Source organism: Sphingobacterium sp. 1.A.5, from assembly GCF_002734235.1.
GTDB classification, from domain to species: domain Bacteria; phylum Bacteroidota; class Bacteroidia; order Sphingobacteriales; family Sphingobacteriaceae; genus Sphingobacterium; species Sphingobacterium daejeonense.
Genome location: NZ_PEBA01000045.1, coordinates 25,541 through 40,316, shown reverse-complemented (window position 1 = coordinate 40,316; position 14,776 = coordinate 25,541). Strand labels below are relative to the sequence as shown.

9 protein-coding genes are annotated in these 14,776 nt (G+C 36.5%); 2 read left to right on the top strand and 7 right to left on the bottom strand.

What is annotated here, in order from left to right; translation table 11 throughout:
• The first annotated feature begins 12 nt into the window (after positions 1-12).
• Positions 13-1,263 carry a glycoside hydrolase family 99-like domain-containing protein gene (locus tag CRT24_RS14555; RefSeq protein WP_099371944.1) on the top strand — a complete coding sequence of 417 codons (1,251 nt, stop codon included), beginning with the start codon at positions 13-15 and terminating at the stop codon, positions 1,261-1,263.
• Between the two features lie 116 nt (positions 1,264-1,379).
• Here CRT24_RS14555 and CRT24_RS14550 read toward each other — a convergent pair whose 3' ends face one another.
• The 3 genes from CRT24_RS14550 to CRT24_RS14540 all read right to left on the bottom strand — a co-directional run bounded on the left by CRT24_RS14550 (position 1,380) and on the right by CRT24_RS14540 (position 5,425).
• The gene (locus tag CRT24_RS14550; protein ID WP_099371943.1) at positions 1,380-3,491 is read right to left on the bottom strand and encodes a type IA DNA topoisomerase; all 2,112 of its coding nucleotides are present in this window, start codon (positions 3,489-3,491) and stop codon (positions 1,380-1,382) included.
• 67 nt (positions 3,492-3,558) lie between these two features.
• Positions 3,559-4,905, bottom strand: coding sequence for a deoxyguanosinetriphosphate triphosphohydrolase (locus CRT24_RS14545; RefSeq protein WP_099371942.1), 1,347 nt, complete (start codon positions 4,903-4,905; stop codon positions 3,559-3,561).
• Positions 4,906-4,954: 49 nt separating this feature from the next.
• A complete protein-coding gene (locus tag CRT24_RS14540; protein WP_099371941.1) occupies positions 4,955-5,425 on the bottom strand; it encodes a hypothetical protein in 471 nt (156 codons plus the stop codon).
• A gap of 107 nt (positions 5,426-5,532) precedes the next feature.
• Between CRT24_RS14540 and CRT24_RS14535 the strand changes: the two genes are divergently transcribed.
• Positions 5,533-6,591 carry an aldose epimerase family protein gene (locus CRT24_RS14535; RefSeq protein WP_099371940.1) on the top strand — a complete coding sequence of 353 codons (1,059 nt, stop codon included), beginning with the start codon at positions 5,533-5,535 and terminating at the stop codon, positions 6,589-6,591.
• Between the two features lie 380 nt (positions 6,592-6,971).
• Here the strand turns inward: CRT24_RS14535 and CRT24_RS14530 are convergent, their stop codons facing one another.
• From CRT24_RS14530 to argH, 4 genes are all read right to left on the bottom strand, one after another.
• Complete coding sequence (locus CRT24_RS14530) at positions 6,972-8,216, bottom strand: YdcF family protein (RefSeq protein ID WP_099371939.1); 1,245 nt, start codon at positions 8,214-8,216, stop codon at positions 6,972-6,974.
• A 12-nt stretch (positions 8,217-8,228) separates the two neighbouring features.
• The gene (locus CRT24_RS14525) at positions 8,229-9,749 is read right to left on the bottom strand and encodes a RagB/SusD family nutrient uptake outer membrane protein (protein ID WP_099371938.1); all 1,521 of its coding nucleotides are present in this window, start codon (positions 9,747-9,749) and stop codon (positions 8,229-8,231) included.
• Between the two features lie 11 nt (positions 9,750-9,760).
• Entirely contained in the window at positions 9,761-13,012 is a 3,252-nt protein-coding gene (locus CRT24_RS14520; protein ID WP_099371937.1) for a TonB-dependent receptor, read from the bottom strand.
• Positions 13,013-13,310: 298 nt separating this feature from the next.
• A complete protein-coding gene (argH, locus tag CRT24_RS14515) occupies positions 13,311-14,642 on the bottom strand; it encodes an argininosuccinate lyase (RefSeq protein WP_099371936.1) in 1,332 nt (443 codons plus the stop codon).
• Between the last annotated feature and the right edge of the window lie 134 nt (positions 14,643-14,776).

The following is a 14,776-nucleotide window of genomic DNA, read 5'->3' as shown; positions in this document are numbered from 1 at the left end:
GAACTAAAATTTATGAAAACTAATATAAAGTACACATTATTTACCGCAGTCTGTCTAGTATTTTTCATTTCTTGTAAAAAAGAAGATGTTCCAACTATCGATGAACACCCATTAAATTATACAATTCAAAATATCCCTGTAACATCAGATATACCAGTTGGTGCTTATTTATATAATACTGCAAGTGCATTTGTAGATCAAAACCATTGGCCACGTATTATTGAACCCCATGATCCTGAAAACGGAAAAATTGGTCCTTATGTTAAACCAGTTTTAGGACAATATAAATTCGAAGACACAAAAGAAGGTATTGAAAGTATGTCTAAGATCGTGGAATGGGCTAAACAAGCAAAAATTGATTTTTTAATTACACCTCCAATTAAAGAGAACCCTAACGTATTATACCCAGGCAACCTCAACAAAAATGATTCCTTATTAGCTAATCAATTAGGAGAGCATATAAATCCTTTAGGATCAGTAAACATGGGAACCTTAAAATATGTTATAGCAGTAGATATTGGAAATTTTTCTTCAGGACTAAATAATAACCTTTTATTGGAAAATGCACCCAAAATTACAGTAAGTGGTGTGGAATTGACCCGGGAACAGCGATTATATAATTTTTTGAAGCGAATTTCAGATTATTTTAAAGATGAGACTTATTACCGTACAAATGGTCGGCCTATAATAATTCTATCAAACCCGCAGCAACTTTATACGTCTGAAAGTAAAAAAGTTTATGATAATATTCGTTCAGCAATAAAGGAGCATACTGGTGATGATGTTTATATAATTGCTAAGCAACCCCAATGGTCTCCCTCTGCACGGTACACCTATTTTTTTCTGAATGGAATGGTCGACGCAGTCAGTATGGATAATATGTGTAATGTGGGTGGAGGAATGTGGGAGCGAACTTATATGTTAAGCCAATTAATAAATGAAAACTTTAAATTCAATAAGGATTATATGCAACAAAACTTTGGAATTGATTTTATCCCTTCTGCTTCTCCATCTTTCAATCCTTATACAAATTCTGGAGCAACAGTGAATTACAATAATCCAGTAATATATAAAGATGAAGCAACTTTCAGAGAGCGTTGCAATGTTGCAAAAATGAATTTAGGAGAAACACCAATGGTATTGATTGAGTCCTTTAATGATTGGGTAAAAGATTCCCAAATAGAGCCTGCTCAAGAAGATTATGGAAATGGATACGGAACTAAATATCTTGATATTGTTCGAGAGGAATTCAAAGTAAAGTAATAATCTCTCTTTAAACTGCGAAAAATTGCTTTACAATTTTTCGCAGTTTAAATATTATTCGATATACCTTTAACCCTAAATAGAATATCCATCAAATTTCTTATTTACACAATAAATCAACCCACATTTACTTTAAAGTTTTCGAAAACCAAAGGAGCTGTTACAGTTTGGCCTTCTTGGTTTCTTATTCCTTGTAAGACGGATGTCTTTCCTTTTTCAAGGAGATTTTTCATTTCTTTTTCATCTAAGAATACCCCATTTAATGTCCGCCAGATTTTAAAGTCACATCCTCGTGCATAATGGTCACATTGTGCGACTTTATCATACAGCTGGATTTGCCCTTGCTTGCACTTAGGGCATTTTATTTTTCCTTTTTGGAGAGGTTTGAGTTCTTCATGCGCAATAGCAATGCGTAATTGTAAGAGTTCCTTAGTAATCTTTTCCGTATAGTCTTTGATATGTTTCATGAACACATCATAACTTACTTTATTTGCCCGCATTTCTTCCAGCTTTTGCTCCCATTTTCCAGTTAAGGTAACTTTTGCGATGGACCTGTCCTTTACCAAATAATATACCGACAAGCCTTTTTCAGTAGGGATAAGCTTTTTTTTGTCTCTTTTTATATAATCTCTTTGAAAGAGGGTTTCAATGGTCGCTGCCCTTGTTGCTGGAGTCCCCAAACCACAATCCTTCATAGCTTGGCGCATTTCTTCATCTTCTATTTCCTTACCAGATGTTTCCATAGCTTTCAATAAAGAAGCTTCGGTATGTATAGGTCTGGCTTTTGTAAATCTCTCTGCCAACTCCAATGTCAATACTTCCAAGATTTCTTCGACACTAAGTTTTGGCAACTGTGCATTTTCATTGTCTTGGTCATCATTGTTCTTATCTTCATCAGGCAATTCAACCTGATCTGCGGAAAGCCTCCATCCATATTGCCTGATTACTGTTCCTTTAGCAATTAATTCTACTCCTGCAGCATCTATAACAACGGTGGTAATATCTTTCAAACAAACGTCTGAAAAACTCTCTACCATACGCTTTGCTATCATATTATATATGTTCTGCTGATCCATCGGCATTGGTCCCGGTTTTTCATCCGTCACCAATAAAGCATGGTGATCTGTCACCTTTTTATCATCTACAGAACGTTTGTTTAATTTAGCTCCTATTAAATTCTTACTGATAACAGCGATGCTCTCTTGAGCAGTATTTGCAAGGTGCTGAAACAACTCTTCTATTTTCTCAAAAACATCCTCACCAATATAACGTGATCCTGTACGTGGATAGGTTATGACCTTCTTTTCGTATAATGTTTGTGCAATGCTAAGTGTTTGATCAGCTGAATAGCCATATTTTTTATTGGCATCTTGCTGAAGAGAAGTTAAATCGAACAGAAGAGGAGGTTGTTCTTTTGTTTCTTTCGCTTCTACGTTCTTCACCGTTGCATTCATTCCTACTTGCATCCTGGCAATGGTCTCTTCAGCAATATCTTTTTTGTCGATTTTGTTGGAAGTGGCTTTGAATTGAATTCCTTCTTTTTCAAATCCTGCCTGAATCTTATAGAATGCTTGGGGTTTGAAATCTTTATTTTCAAGATATCGAGAACATATCATTGCCAATGTTGGTGTTTGGACTCTTCCCAACGACAATAAACCTCGATTTCCAGCAGCCAATGTTAGCGCCTGAGTTGCATTTATTCCTATCAACCAGTCTGACTCCGACCTTGATCTTGCTGACATATACAGACTGTCGTATTCAACACCTTCTTTAAGGTTAGCAAAACCTTCTTTTATGGCTTTATCCGTTTGGGATGAAATCCACAATCGTTTAAATGGAACTTTAGAGTTTAGGTAGTAATATATATTCCTGAAGATAAGCTCACCTTCACGTCCAGCATCCGTTGCTACGATAATTTCTTCTGCCTGCCCCAACAAGGCTTTAATCGTATTCAACTGTTTTAATGCACCAGCATCATCAATCTGTTTTCCATCACGCTTAACCTTCTTGACCTCCAACTCAAACTGCTTGGGTATAATAGGTAAGTTTGAAATGGCCCAATTATGATAGCCATAGGCTTGGGGAGTACACAATTGCACCAAATGCCCAAATGCATAGGTGAAAGCATACCCATTTCCTGAAATATATCCATCCTTCACCTCTTTCGCTCCCATTACTCTCGCCAAATCTCGCGCTACTGAAGGTTTCTCAGCTATTACTACTTTCATTCAATACTTTCCAAATCGGATTTCATTCTGAAACCCTTTTTACTTAAAAAAAATTTTGGTTGATTCCTTATTCCAATGATGCAATTGATATCCCTTGAATTTTTCGATAAAGTTCCACCGCATACACATCTGTCATGCCTGAAACGAAATCTAATACTGCTCGGATCTTCGAATAGGTATCATCATTGTTGGTATGGAACTGTTCAGGAATCATAGCGACTAACTTTTTGTCAAACATAGATTTGTTTGACTTCAAATATGCTGGCACAAATTCTTCCAACAGGGCGTTCATGACTTTGAAACCTGCAATTTCAATTTGAACTACCGTTGGTGCATTATAAATTCGGGCTACAGATATTTTTGAAATCACCTTCATGTGATCTACAATTTCGGAATCCAGGGCATCCATCAGTGGTTTTTCAAATGTTCCAGAAAGGAATTTTTCCTGGTTTTCTACAAACACTCTAGCACATGCCCATATCAAGGTATTGATGGCTTTAGCTCTCAACAACGCTACTCTACTTGCAGTATCACCCAAGGAATCCAATCTCTCTCTCAAATCTTCACCAGCACATAATGGCAACAACAACTCTTCAACCTCTTTATAAGACAAAATCTTAAGATGATGAGCATCTTCAAGATCAATAATATTATAACAAATATCATCGGCCGCCTCCACTAAATAAACTAAAGGATGTCTTAAATATCCTTTTGGATTGGAAGGATCCTTCTCCAAGCCAAGTTCAGTTGCTATTTTTTCAAATGCTTTCAGCTCGGAATCGAAGAACCCATATTTCTTTCTGTGGTGAGACCCTTTGATATGCCCATCAATAGCTGCACATGGATATTTAACGATTGCTGCTAAACTAGTATAAGTCAATGCAAATCCCTTAGAGTCTTTACCATTAAAGGCATGGGTCAAAATCCGCAATGCATTAGCATTTCCTTCAAAATGAGTTAGGTCTTCCCATTGTTCTTTGGTCACCATTTCCTGATATTTCTGACCTTTTCCTTCGGTAAAAAATGTTGAAATCGCAGCCTCCCCGGAATGTCCGAATGCGGGATTTCCCAAGTCATGGGATAAACAAGCTGCGGAAATGATATTCCCTACCTCTTGCAAAAAAGGAACCTCTTCATCTATATTTGGATTCTCCTTTTTTATCATATTGTAGAATAGCCTTCCTAAAGAACGTCCTACTGATGCAACCTCTAAACTATGAGTAAGTCTGTTATGCACAAATACAGCACCCGGCAGCGGAAATACCTGAGTTTTATTTTGAAGTCGGCGAAAAGGAGATGAAAATATCAGACGATCATAATCGCGCTGAAATTCAGAGCGTGCATCAAATTGATCACCATTTGCACGATCTTCATAACCCCAACGTTTTGCCGATAACAGTTGTTTCCAATTCATTTAAAATCTCGAATTTTGAATGGCAAATATACATTTTAAAAACGGGAGCTTAATTCTCTTGTCCTGTTTTTCGGTAGACCAAACCCACAATTAAATTTAAAACATACAGGAATTGCATGATAATCATCATGATAAAAGTACCTACATAAAACTGCTGTATTCGTGTAAAACGATCCAGATCTGTAGTTGAAGGTTTATTATTTGACAAGTTAGATTCAATATTTCCAAAGTAAACCCTTTCTACAAATCCCCAGGTCCAAACATTGATGATTAAACATAAAAAACTAATCAAATGCATCACGCTCCATGTTTTTGAGTAAAGCATATCCTCTGTAAAATAATATAGTCCTGCAAAAATTAACCCTAGCAAGCCCAAGAACTTGAAAAGGGAAATTGAGGACAACACATAATATGTTTCGTAAAAGTTTATGGTTATGGAGGAATCTTTTGCAGGGACAAAAACTGCAAAGGCAAAAATAAGGATACCGGCTACTAGAAACAAAAGGGAAATCTTGAACATAACGTTTGATTTATAACAAATTAACAAAATCCCATCGATTATTAAAAGGATAGTTCTTTGTATCCAAGGCCTTTATTATTATCTTTATCAGAAGCAATGTATAACTAATGACAACTTATAAACTTCCTCTTCCTAAAGACTTTGAAGGCAAACTGAACAATAAAAACACACACCTCATTACCTTGACAAATCGAGCCGGTATGCAAATCGCTTTGACTGATTATGGTGCTAGGTTGGTGAGCGCTTTAGTGCCGGACAAAAACGGAGACCTGATCGATGTAATTTTAGGATTTGACAGTATCCAAGGCTATCTCAATGCCGTAGAGCCTTATCATGGTGCTACAGCGGGAAGATATTGCAATAGAATTGCCAAGGGGAAATTTTCCCTGGAAGGGAAAGAATATACATTGGCTCAAAACAATGGCACCAATAGTCTTCATGGTGGCATCGAGGGTTTTCATACACGCGTTTGGGACAGACAGGTAAGTTTCAACAAGCTGGTGAATTTTTATTACGTTTCTCCTGATGGAGAAGAAGGATTCCCGGGCGAGCTGAAAACAACCGTCACTTATGAATTGACCAATTTCAACGAAATCATTATTCGATTCAGGGCTATCAGTGATGCTCCAACGGTTCTTAATCTAACCAATCATGCTTATTTCAACCTGAATGGTGAAGGTAATGGTGATGTACTCAACCATGAAATCACAATAAGGTCCGAGGAATTTCTTCCATTGGACGAAAATCAAATTCCAACAGGCGAGGTGTTTTCTGTTGAAGGAACCGCTTTTGATTTCCGACAGCCAAAATTATTGGCCACCGACATCAACAGCCAAGAAGAACAAATTCAAGTAGCTAGTGGTTATGACCATAGCTTTATCAATAATCAACCTATCAGCGAGCCAATCGCCAAAGCATTTTCAAAAGAAACAGGAATTGAACTTCAAGTTTTTACAAATGAACCCTGCATTCATTTATACAGTGGCAATTTCTTAAGTGACGACGAAGGGAAATCCGGAAGAAAATACTTGCGCTATGGCGGCTTCTGCTTCGAAGCTCAACACTATCCCGACAGCCCGAATCAACTTGAATTCCCTTCCGTAAGACTCGATCCCGGTGATGTATTTGAAAGCGAAGTGAGGTATAAGTTTACAATTAATAAATAAAACAGGATTGACAGAATTAAAGAATAGACAGAATTATAGTAGAAAGGATATTGAAAGAAAATTTGATCACTAGCGGGGGTGAATATATAACTCGAAAAGACAACTGTCACATGCGGAGTAGAAGTGAATAGATTATTTCGAAAAGATAACGATCAATGGGCGGGGTGAATATATAACTCGAAAAGACAAGGGTCACTAGCGGAGGTGAATAGATTAATCCGAAAAGATGACGATCAATGGGCGGGGGTGAATATAACTCGAAAAGATGATGGTAAATGAGGGGAGCTGAGGTGAAAAGCATAAAAAAAATGGTTTAGGAGTTGTTCCTGAACCATTTTTTTGTATGAACTTATATTATAGGATTATATATACACTCACTATTAAGGATCTAGGGGTTCATCACCATCTATGATAAAAGATTCCAAGTTTGGCTTAAATTCTAAAACTACATCATTTACACGTTTTCCTAATTCATAAGGCACATATCCCAGTTCTTTAATACATCGATCTGCCATATTAACTACTGCATTGATATGAGCTTCACTACTGGTTACGATTGCGTATTTATCATTAGGGAATCCATATGTCAACATAATTCTTGCGGTATTTCGCATATTGGTTGTTGTATGCCTAGCATGTGGATCTAGAATAATTGCTGATTCTGGCACCATTAGATTTTGGATTAAATACCTTTTCATTTCAATTGCTTCAATGTATGGTGTCTTATATGGATGCACTCTTCCACCTGACAAAACAATAAATGGAGCTTGACCCTCAAAATATGCTCTTGCTGCCATCCTAGCACGCAGCATACCTCCAGGGCTGATGGGTTGGTCATACACATTTGGCCCTGCACCTAGAACTAATAAAAGACTGTATGGATATTTATTAAAATCAGCTTTTTTAATTGCTTCTAATGCGGCTTTATTCTCACCATCTATTAAAGGTTCTAGTTGAGCAGCATCCATTCTTTCGTTGATTTCCAATAATCGAACCGCTGTTAACATCGTAATAAAGCTAGATTGATAATCATCTTTTGTATCTTTTAAAACATCTTGCCTAACATCTTTTAACAATAACAGATAAGATTTATTTGACACATCAAAAGAAATTGAATCAATCCTCGGATAATTCGGTTTTCTACCTCCAGCATAAACATCAATTACATAATTTTCGTTTTTCATGTCCTGTTGAATAGCTCTAGAAACATATTCTTTTGGATCCTTACTTCCATTTAAGCCATAACGATTTGAGGGGATAAGCCTGTTCTCTACAAAAGATTTAAAATGGTTATTGGATTCATATGCCTTTACAACTGCATTATTTAAGATTGCAATCTCATTATTCTCCCATTTAAATGCTTGAAGCATACACGCTAAATCTTTGCAATCTTTTGAATCATCAAATCTTTTTCTTCTTTCTGAAAGCATGGATTTAACACGCTCATCAGAAAACAGAATTTTACTTAATTCTGTATCTTTAAACAGAATATAACTAGCAAAATAATTTTTTGACAGGACCCAATCTTGTGCATTTTGAGGTTGAAAGTTTTCTTGTGCTTTTGAAATCTGCACAAAGCAGATTCCAAAAACCAAGACCATAATTCGATTTATAATAGTTTTCATATGTCGAGTTGTTTAATAACCGGGATTTTGATACATTTTCTCCGGATTTAACTTATACTCATCAAATGGAATAGGATAATATCTATCCTTTGTGGTAATATTGGAAATTTTAGCATTCCCGTAATCTCCTTGACTTTTTTTCTTGAAATAAGTCACCAATTCTTGAGCATTATAATTTCTTACGAGATCAAACCATCTTTGATTCTCAAATGCTAATTCTACACGCCTTTCATGCAAAATAGCATCTTTTAAGGTTGGATATTTTGATTTATAAGATGGATCTTCCTGTGCAATTTCATATGTTGAAAGTCCAGCTCTTGCTCTAACTTCATTTACTAACTCGATAGCTTCAGAATTTTTGCCTAAATTCATTTTCGCTTCCGCTAACAACAGCATCACGTCAGCATAGCGAATCAAGATCCAATCATTTCCTCCCCATCCTGTAGTCCCTGCGGCAGTACTAACATCTCTGAATTTCGTCACAAACCAATCATTTACCTGTACATCTTTAGCAAATTTTACAGAAAAATCTTTTCGAACATCCTTCTCTTCATAATCCTTTATTAAATCTAATTTTACAACTTCCCCAGACCCTGTAGATTTAAACAAGGAGTTGATATTTTCACCTCTAGCTTGATAATTTCTTGCAATACTTGAACTGTAATTTTGGTCACCAGCTAAATACTCCACTTGAAAAATTAATTCCTTATTTGTTTTCTTTTTTGAGACATCGAACACATCTGCATAAGGAATTTCATTTAGCTTTCCGAATTTTCTTAAACCATAAGATGCATTTAAGAACTGTTCTGCTTTTTGGAAATTAGCTTGCTTGTTATTTGGCATAGTTGACCCCATGGTCAAATAAACTTGCCCCAATATTGCATTAATTGCTGCTTTGGAAGTTCTCCCTATTTCATAATCATGCTGAGTATCGGGAAGGTTTGAAGACAGCGCTTCAGTAAGATCTTTTACGATCTGAGCATAAACCACTTCTTCTTTTTGTCTGAACGCTAATTCATTTGCCTGTTCCTTGGAAGTTACCTCAACTGTTGAAAGTGGAATATCTCCAAATTTTCTCACCATGTGAAAATATAAGAGAGCTCGAACAAATTTTGCTTCTGCCTTATAGCGCTCCTTTAAATTTTCATCATTAAATTTCACTTTGTCAACATGGGCTAGCAAGGTATTACACCTAGCAATCGCATCGTACATTGCTGTCCAATGTGTTTTTAGGTAAGTATTACTTGGTAAGATCGAAAAGTCATTAAATTGAAATGGCTCACCTGCTGAAGATTGGTTATCATTTCTCCCAGAATTGTCTGACCTTTCTTCATTATACAAGGTACTTGATTCTCCAAGTGTACTTCCAGAACGCAATCCTTGATATAATCCATTGACCGCTAACAAAACATCTGTTTCAGTCTTATAGTAATTTGCTATTGTTACGGCATTCGGATCCTCTTGGTTCAAAAAGTCCTTTGAACATGAACTGAACGCCAATAATGCTATGGGTAATAAATATCTCTTTTTCATCGATTCTTAAATTAGAAGGTTACTTTTAGTCCTAAGTTGTATGATCTTACCAAAGGATAAAGCCCATAATCAACTCCTGGAGTTAAATTTCCACGTTGGTCATAATCTGGTTCTGGATTATAACCTTTGTATTTTGTAATGGTAAAAGGGTTATCAACACTTGCGTATATCCTAACTCCAGCCAAAGTCCATTTCTCGGCAATAGTTCGAGGTAAAGTGTAGCCAAGGATAACATTGGTCATTCGCAAATAAGAACCATCTTGTAAATAGAATGTCGATAAGCGGGTACTATTACTCTGTGTTCCCCCACGAGATGCTCTATATACTTTTCCATTACCGGGATTTTGTGCCGAACGGTATCTTTGTGCCACATCCGCATACTGATTTCCAGAACCTTCCATATTGTATAGGTAATAATCATAGCCATCTAATACTTGGTTACCTTGTGAACCATTAAAAGATGTACGGATGTCAAAATTTTTATAACTAGCATCAAATGCAAAACCATAAGTGAAATCAGGATGTGGGTTGCCTATAATGCGTTTGTCTTCATCATTTACTATTCCATTTCCGTCTACATCTTCAAAATATAAATCTCCAGGTTGTAATGGGGTCGATGAAGCTGAAGAAGGTGCCACCTTGTTATAATTTTCCTCAGTAGCAATTCCTGCTACTTTAAAGCCATAAAACATACCAATAGGACTTCCTTCTTGTGTAATGTGTGTCAAATATGAGCGCTCGGCCCCATTGGTCATAATGGTTGATGCTCCCCCTAAATCCAACACTTTATTCCTGTTTACATTGATATTTCCACTGAAACCAAACCTAAAATCTTGCTTTCTTATAATTTCGGCATCTACCTGCACGTCAAAACCTTTGTTTTCAACTTTTGAATTTGGCAGGTTTGTCAAGATACTCGTAGTTCCTGATACAGCTGTTATAGGTTGGTTGAACAAAAGATTTGAAGATTGACTTAAATAGAAATTCGTCATAACATTCACTCTACCTCTCAACAATCCAAAGTCAAGACCCAAATTGGTTTGTGAAGTTGTTTCCCAACTTAAACCAGGATCTCTTAAATCATCTGGCCAAAATGCAGTGGCTACCTTATCGCCAATGATTACCCCTCCTGGAGTATTATAAACGGTAATTGCTCGGTAATCTCCAATATTATTATTTCCACTTTGCCCCCAGCTAGCACGCAATTTAATAGTAGAACCATCACCTAACCAAGCATCGTAAAAGTCCTCATTAGACAATGTCCATCCTGCAGAAAAAGATGGAAAATCTGCCCATTTACTGTCAGGCCCAAATCTTGATGATCCATCACGACGATACGTAGCTGATAGAAAGTACTTAGAATCGTAACTATAATTTACCCTTCCGAAGAAAGACATCATTGTAGTTCTTCTTTTGAAGGTGTTATCCGTTAATAGTTGAAAATTTGAAGGATCAGCACCCTTATCTGTAATTTCTCCGGTAGCGTCATTTTGGAAACCTCTTGCTCGAACACCTACATAATCCAAATCTGTTTGTTGAGCAGAATAACCAAGTAAGCCCATTACATGGTGTTTTTCATTAAAGGTCTTATTATAATTTAATGTTGCTTCGAGTAATTTATCGATTGAGCTTTTTGTTAAAGCATCTGCATAGGCCGCAGTTTTCGCTTGATCACTGAAAGGTGTATAATTTCCATTGGAAATACTTGTTGGACGATAATAATCATATTTCTCATCATAGGTTGACAATCCTCCATTTAACTTAAAATTCAAACCTTCGATAATCTTGAAATCAGCATAGGCATTATACAGGCCACGTTTTCCCTTGCGACTATTTTTGATTTCTGACACATACGCCATCGGGTTTTCCGGATTTTGAATACCATAATTATTTGCTCCCAATTCAGCCATCAAATATTTTGCATAGGTTCCATCTTCGTTATATGCCGGAAGGGTTGGCAAATAAATTAATGCAGCCATGGAAGGGCTTCGGTCATATCGGCCTGTAGTAACCTCCTTGTTATCATTATATGTAAATGCTAGATTTGCGCCAATATTCAACCAATTAGTAACCTTAGAATCGATATTACTTCTCAAATTAAATACCTTTTGACCAGTTGCCAACATAATTCCTTGTTGGTCTTGATATGAACCGCTCACAAAATATCTGTTATTTTCATTTCCACCGGATACAGAAACATTATGCCTTTGGAAAGGAGCATTTCTATAGAGTTCATCTTGCCAATCCGTATCATATTTCGGAGCTTTTGCTGTTCCAGTTGCAAAATCATAATATTCTTCAGGAATTGTTACTGAACCTGCATTACCAACCTTGGATACCCTTTGTGCATTGGAATCAAACCTCATGTTATCAGACCATGTTTGGCCTTTTCCTAATACAAGATCTTTGTAGGTATTATTTCTTCCATCAATAATCAAGTCGATAAATTCAGTGGCATTTAGTAGGTCAATTTTTTTTGAAAGCTGGCCAAAACCACCTAAGAACTCATAATCAATGTTATTCTTTCCTTGTTTCCCTCTTTTGGTCGTAATCAATACAACTCCACCAGCAGCTCTGGAACCATAGATTGCAGCAGATGCAGCATCTTTTAGCACATCTATTGATTCAATATCATTCGGATTGATGTTAAGGTTATTACCAGCTGGGTATCCATCTATTACATATAGCGGGTCAGAACCAGCATTTACAGAACCAATACCTCGTACTCGGATTTTTGTACCATCATAAGGTGCTCCAGATGTTTGAGATATTTGAACCCCTGCGACTTTCCCTACCAAAGCTTGGGATAACTTAGGTGAAGTCAAATTCAATTCGTCTGCTTTAACACTAGCAATAGCTCCAGTAAGATCCGATTTACGGATTTTTTGGTATCCAATTGATATCGTAATTTCTTCAAGCGCATTTTCTGCACCCTTCAATTGAAATAGATTTCCAGATTCCTTAGAAACTTGTTGATTTAAAGTTTCAAATCCCACAAATGAAACTCGAATTTGATTCCCAACGGAGCCCTGAAGGGAAAAATTCCCATACTCATCTGTTTGGGTTACTTTCTGATTCGAAAGATTTGTAACCGATGCTCCAATAACTGGATTTCCATCTTGGTCGACGACACGACCGTTAATTTCACTTTGAATTACATTTTCAATCTTGGTTGAGGTAGGATTTATTCCAGCCTCAACAAAAGTTGGAGTAATTGCAACAGCGAACAATAGCCAGAATAGCTTTGTAGATTTAGGTTGCATAAGACTAATTATTGTTTGTTTAAATTTCCGCAATTTTACCAGTCCTATGTTAAGCCATCTTTAAGCTATTGTTATAATTATGTATTGAAATTCGATATTGACATTAATAAGAAAATTATTGGCTAGATTGAATATTTTTATTGAAATGCGATAAAGTAAATTTAATAGTAAAATAAAACCCTGGCATCTAATTCCGGATTTTAAATCTGGAATTAGATGCCAGGGCGCACAAGAGATTAAATTCCTCACGACCTATACAAGAGTCTCTCTTTCTATTATCTTTAGTCTAATATAATCCCTACCCTACAAGATCTTCCAAAGCTTTTTCGACTTTTTCAAATCCAAAATCTGCTTTGACTTCTTTGAACATCCTTTGGATTTGTTCATTGCAAAGGTTTCCGATGCTACCTTCATGGGTATGGTTTACTTCTTTGGCAGGTTTGAAATTTCCTTCTTCGATGTCGATTCCAATTTTGCGATAAGCTTCACGGAATGGCACACCATTTAGCACTTCATTATTAACTACTTCTACCGAGAACAAATAATCATATTTTGGATCATCAAGGATATTATCCTTAATGCTAATATTCTCAAGCATATATTTTGCAATTGCTAAGCAGTCATTCAAGGATTGAAAGGCTGGGAACAGATTCTCTTTCAACAACTGAAGATCTCTATGGTATCCAACCGGCAGATTGGTTGTCATCATCGCAATTTCGTTAGGCAATGCTTGAATTTTATTACATCTAGAGCGGATCAATTCAAACACATCTGGATTTTTTTTATGAGGCATGATTGAAGAGCCTGTTGTTAGGTGTGCCGGGAATGATATAAATCCAAAGTTTTGATTTATGAACAGCGTCACATCCATTGCAAATTTAGCGAGGGTGGCAGAGATAGAACTCATGGCTTGCGCTAGAATTCTTTCAGTTTTCCCTCTACCCATCTGAGCGTATACCACATTGTAGTTCAGATCTTCAAAACCTAATAATTGGGTTGTCATTGTTCTGTTCAATGGAAAAGAGGAACCATAGCCGGCAGCAGAGCCTAATGGGTTTTTATTACATACATTCCATGCAGCCTTTAAAAGTTGAAGGTCATCTACCAAACTTTCTGCATAAGCTCCAAACCATAGACCGAACGAGGATGGCATAGCTATTTGCAGGTGGGTATACCCTGGCATGAGCACATTCTTATATTGGTTGCTCAATGAAATCAATTCATTGAATAATTCTTCGGTATTTTTAAATATGCTTTCAATTTCAGAACGGAAATAAAGTTTTAAATCGACTAATACTTGGTCATTTCTAGATCTTCCGGAGTGTATTTTTTTCCCTGCCTCACCTATCCTTTCCGTCAACATCATCTCTACTTGAGAATGAACATCCTCAACACTTTCTTCAATTTGAAAATTGCCGGCAAGAATTTCTTTGTAGATATTTTTTAATTCTTGTTGTACTTCTTTTAGGTCTTGATCAGTCATCAGCCCGATGCTGTTTAACATTTTGGTATGTGCTAAAGAGCCCAATACATCGGCTGCTGCCAAGTTCATATCCATCTCACGGTCTTGTCCGACAGTGAACGTCTCCACAAAGGAATCTACATCAATATTTTTTTGCCAAATTTTCATGTTCTCAATCTTGTCAAACAAAAGTACCAATTACAAAGGAAAATTCAAGATTAGTTTCCTGATCATTGATTATTGTATTGAATTATTCATTTCTGCCAACTTGTTTTTTGTTGTATTACAATTTATTTAGTCGT